General features: G+C 79.4%; 4 protein-coding genes and 1 pseudogene. 3 read left to right on the forward strand and 2 right to left on the reverse strand.

The features are described 5' to 3' along the window. A partial coding sequence (locus tag VM95_RS37070; RefSeq protein ID WP_045705637.1) for an asparagine synthase-related protein occupies window positions 1-2,124 on the forward strand: 2,124 nt, incomplete at its 5' end. Here the strand turns inward: VM95_RS37070 and VM95_RS37075 are convergent. Beyond that, window positions 2,114-2,653: a universal stress protein gene (locus VM95_RS37075; protein WP_052706462.1), complete on the reverse strand. Its 540-nt coding sequence runs from the start codon at window positions 2,651-2,653 to the stop codon at window positions 2,114-2,116. The genes VM95_RS37070 and VM95_RS37075 overlap by 11 nt on opposite strands. Before the next feature lie 216 nt (window positions 2,654-2,869). Between VM95_RS37075 and VM95_RS37080 the strand changes: the two genes are divergently transcribed. Continuing rightward, the gene (locus tag VM95_RS37080; protein ID WP_045705639.1) at window positions 2,870-3,574 is read left to right on the forward strand and encodes a DsbA family oxidoreductase; all 705 of its coding nucleotides are present in this window, start codon (window positions 2,870-2,872) and stop codon (window positions 3,572-3,574) included. Between the two features lie 27 nt (window positions 3,575-3,601). On the opposite strand, the gene VM95_RS43040 is transcribed toward VM95_RS37080, so the two are convergent. Continuing rightward, the gene (locus tag VM95_RS43040) at window positions 3,602-4,159 is read right to left on the reverse strand and encodes an NPCBM/NEW2 domain-containing protein (RefSeq protein WP_157882302.1); all 558 of its coding nucleotides are present in this window, start codon (window positions 4,157-4,159) and stop codon (window positions 3,602-3,604) included. On the opposite strand from VM95_RS43040, the pseudogene VM95_RS43045 reads away from it, so the two are divergent. Next, a pseudogene (locus VM95_RS43045) lies at window positions 4,143-4,463 on the forward strand (potassium/proton antiporter); the annotation flags it as partial. The gene VM95_RS43040 and the pseudogene VM95_RS43045 sit on opposite strands and share 17 nt — an antisense overlap.

A 4,463-nucleotide genomic window follows, 5' to 3' on the forward strand; every position in this document is an offset into this window, starting at 1 on the left:
TCCCGGGCGGGCACACCGGCGCGCGAAGCCCTCGCGGCGGTCGCGCCGATCGCCGCGCGCCCCCTGTGGGGCGGGCCCAACCCGCTCTGGGCGGTGGGCGACTGGCGCCCCGAGGAGATCCGCCTGGTCACCCTCCGCCCCGGCGCCCCCGCCACCGTCACCACCGGCCCCACCGCCCCCGACCAGGTCGAGGACACCCCCGCCACCTCCCGGCTCGCCGTCCTCGGCCACTGCGGCGCCACCGACGCCGAACTCGCCGCCGGCCTCGCCGCCGCCCGCGGCGGCGCCGTCCGCCACCTCACCGCCTGGCCCGGCAGCCACACCGTCGTGCTGCGCACCGGCACCCGCTCCACCCTGCTGCTCACCGACCTGGCCGGCGCCCAGCCGGTCTTCCACACCCCGTGGGCCGGCGGCACCGCGTACGCCACCGCCGCCCTCCCGCTCGCCGACCTGGTCGGCGCCCGGCTGGACACCGGCCACCTCGCCGCCCGGCTGGCCTGCCCGGAATCGCCGGAGGCGCTCGGCACCGGCACCCCGTACCTGGGCGTCGAGCGGGTGCCGCCCGGCCACGTGCTCGCCGTCCGCGACGGCCGCCCGTACCTGGACGCCTACGACGAGACGGCCGGCGCCGACCAGGCCCGCGGCGAGGCCCCGGCGATCCGCGAACTCACCCGCGCCCTCCTGGAGTCGGTCCGCTCCCGGGTCCGCACCACGGTGCCCACGCAGGGGCCGGACGGCCGCGCCCGGCTCGGCGTCGACCTCTCCTACGGCACCGCCTCCGCGACCGTCGCCCTGCTCGCCGCCGCCGTCCCGCTGCCGCCGACCGCACCGGCGGCGACGACGGCGGCCGTGCCCGGGGCCCGGACGGGCGGCGGCCGGGGCGGCGCCCGCAACGGCGCGGTGAAGGGCTCCTGGGCCCGCGCCGCCGCCCGGGAGCCGTCCGCCCCCGAGCAGTTGGCCGCCGTCACGCTCGGCGAGACCGCCGCCCCGGCCGTCCTCGCGCTCGCCCCCGACACCCCCCGGCTGCGGCACACCGTCCTCGACCCCGCCCCCGGCACCCTCCCGTACGCCGGGCCGGGCGCCGACCCGCAGGCCGGCCGGCTCACCGACGAGCCCGGCCCGGAACTCGTCGCCGCCGCCCGCGCCGAGGCCCGCTTCGACGCCGGCGGCACCGACCACCTCACCGGCTACGGCGCCCGCCAGGTCCTGGACGGCCACCCGGCCCGGCTCGCCGACCTGCTCCGGGCCGGCCGCCCGCGCGAACTCCTGCCCCCGGTCGCCGCGCTGGCCGGCGCCGACCGGGCCGCCGTGGGCGTGCTGGCCGGCGCGCTGCGCACCCCGCTCACCGTGGTCCGGGCCGCCCACCGGCTCTCCCGGGTCCGGTACGCCGAGGCGCTGGACGAGGCGGCCGCCCGGCTCACCGCCCGGCACGTCCCGGACGGCGCCGGCACCGCGGGCCACCGCTCGGCCGTCGACCTCGCCTGGTGCGTCCCCGGCCCGGCCGCCCGCTGGCTCTCCGACGAGGCGCTCTCCTCGGTCGCGCTCCGGCTGCGACTGGCGGCGCGCCGACCGGCGCCCGAGGACCATCCCGGCGCGCACCGGGCCCGGCACGCCCTCTACCGGCAGGCGCGCTCCTTCCGCACGCTCGTGCACGCCGCCGAACAACCCGGCCAACGCCTGCACGCGCCCTTCCTCGACAACCAGGTGGTCCGCGCCGCCCGGCTGCTCCCGGACGACGTCCGCCTCCAGCCCGGCGCCCGGCACGCCCTGCTGCGCGCCGTCCTCACCGGCGCCGGCCGCACCGACCTGCCCCCCGACTGGGGCCGCGGCCCCCGCCCCGACCGCACCGCCCCCGCCCGGGAGGGCCTGCGCCTCGCCGCGGACGGCCTCGCCGAGCTCTTCGACGCCCCCCTGCTCGCCGAGGCGGGCCTGATCGACCTCCCCGCCGTCCGCGCCCGGCTCGCCCACGGCGCCGACCCCGACACCCCGCTCTCCCCGGCGGACCTGGCCGGCCTCGCCGAGCTGGTCTCCACCGAGCTCTGGCTGCGCCGGCTGCGCGCCCGCCGGCACGGCGCCTGCTGGACCGGCCTCCCGCAACCCCGGCAGCACGCCCTCACGCCCTGACGGCCTCCCGCGGATCGGGCGGCGCCGGGACGACCAGCACCGGGCAGGCCGCGTGGTGCACGGCCGCCGAGGACACCGACCCCAGCAGCAGCCGGGCGTAGCCCCCGTTGCCCCGGGTGCCGAGCACCAGCGTGTGCTGCCGGGTCGAGGCCTCCAGCAGCACCTCGATCACGTTGCCTAGCACCACGTGCAGCGACATCTCCCCGGCGTACGGGCGGGGCCGCTGCCGCTGCACGGCGGTGACGGCGCGGCGCAGCCCGTCCGCCATGCTCTCGACCAGCGTCTCCACGCTCTCCTGCACCAGCTCCGCCATCCCCGGCGGGTAGCCGGCCGGGGCCGGGTTCACCACGGCGAGCACGTACAGCGGCAGCCCGAACAGCTCCGCCTCCGTCATCGCCCGGTCCAGCGCCCACAGCGAGCCGTCCGAGCCGTCGCAGGCCGCCAGCACGCCCGGCGGCCGCCCGACCGGCGGACGCCCGAGCACCGACAGCACGACGGGCACGTCCCGCCCGGGGCTCACACCGGCCACCGCACAGCCTCCTCACCACCGAAACCGCCCCTACCGCCGAAGCCGCTCGCACCCGTGGTCCGCGGCCCCGCCATCATGGCCCGCCCCGCCGGACCGACCCCCGCAGCCGCGCCGCACGCGTCCGGCGGCGCGGGGCGTGCCGGGAATGTCCCGAGATGGTTCACCGTTCACCCACCCTGACACCCCTGTCCCCGCAACCCCCTGGAGCCACCCCGCATGAAGGTCGAGATCTGGAGCGACATCGCCTGCCCGTGGTGCTACGTCGGCAAGCGCCGCTTCGAGCAGGCCCTGGCGGGCTTCCCGGGCAAGGACGGCGTCGAGGTCGTCTACCGCCCGTACCAGCTGGTCCCGGACGCGCCGGAGACGGCGAGCCCGCACCGCGCCTGGCTGGCCGAGCGCTACGGCCCGCAGTCCGTGGCGATGGACGCCCGGGTGGCCGAGCTGGGCCTCGCCGAGGGCATCACGTACGACTTCGACGCCGCGCTGCACGCCAACACCCTGCTGGGCCACCGCCTGCTGCACCTCGCCGAGACCGAGTACGGCGCCGAGGTGCAGGGCCGGCTGAAGGAGGCGCTGCTGAAGGCGCACTTCACCGACGGCGTCGACGTCGGCGACCGTGCCGCGCTGGCCGAGGTCGCCGCCTCCGCCGGTCTGGACCGGGAGCGGGCGGCCGCCTACCTGGCGGGCGACGAGGGCGCCGCCGAGGTCGACGCCCAGCTGGCCGAGGCCCGCGAGCTGGGCATCACCGCCGTGCCGACCTTCGTGTTCGAGGGCAAGTGGGCGGTCCAGGGCGCCCAGGACGCCGAGACCTTCCGCAAGGTGCTGGAGCAGGTCGCCGCCGAGATCGGCGAGCGCCGCCCGGCCCCGCAGCCGGTCGCCCCGGCCGGCGAGGCCTGCGCGGACGGCGCCTGCGCGATCTGATCCGCGCGCCCCTTCACGAGGCCCGGTTCAGGAGCACCTGAACCGGGCCTCGGCCCAGTCCGCGATGTTCAGCGCCGACCAGATCCCGTGCACCGGCGTGACCACCAGCCGGATCGAGGTCTGCCCGGCCAGCGGCACGTGCACCGGCACCGCTTCGTCGCCCTCGCTCAGCGCGGGGGAGCGCCACAGGGTGCTGCCGTCGCCGCTCTGGACGGTGAAGACCACGCCGCCCGGCGTGAGCGTGGCGTCGTCCACCCCGGCCACGGCGTCGAAGGACGTGCAGCTGCGGTTGAGGTCGATCAGGGTGGTCGCCGGCGCGTGCACGGTGACGGCGTGCGGGTGGTACTCGCCGCCGATCCAGGCGCCGTCGCGCTGCTGGAACCTGTCGCTGCCCTTCTGCCGGATGCTCGGCCCGCTGGGCGGCTCCCGGTGGCCGCCGGGCTTGTGCACCGGCAGCGCGTCGGCCCAGAAGTCGCTGGGGGCCGGCGGCGACGGCGGCACGACGGTGGGCGTCGGGACCGGCGGGACGGTCGGAATCGTCGGGACGGTCGGCACCGGGATGTCCGGGATGGCGGGCGTCGGCACCGGCGGCAGGGTCGGCTCGGGCACCGGCGTCGGCGCGTCGACCGGCGCGGGCGCCGGGCTGTTCCGGACGGGCGGTGCGGTCCTCGGCGCCTTCGAGGGCGCCGGGGTGGGTGTCGGCGCCGGGGCCGGGGCCTTGCTCGGCGCGGGCGCCTCCGGGGCCGGGGCGGCGCTGCTGGGCGCCGGAGCCGGGGCCGGCGGCGCGGGGGGAGCCGGGCTGGGGGCGGCCGGCGCGCTGGTGGCCGGCGGAGCGGCCACCGGGGGCGCGGGCTCGGGGGAGCCGGTCAGCGCGTACGCGGCGACGGCG

It is taken from the genome of Streptomyces rubellomurinus (assembly GCF_000961885.1).
Lineage (GTDB): Bacteria > Actinomycetota > Actinomycetes > Streptomycetales > Streptomycetaceae > Kitasatospora > Kitasatospora rubellomurina.

Excerpts from the sequence above, each read along its gene's own strand:
- VM95_RS37080 (WP_045705639.1), top strand. The coding sequence starts at position 2,870 with ATGAAGGTCGAGATCTGGAGCGACATCGCCTGCCCGTGGTGCTACGTC.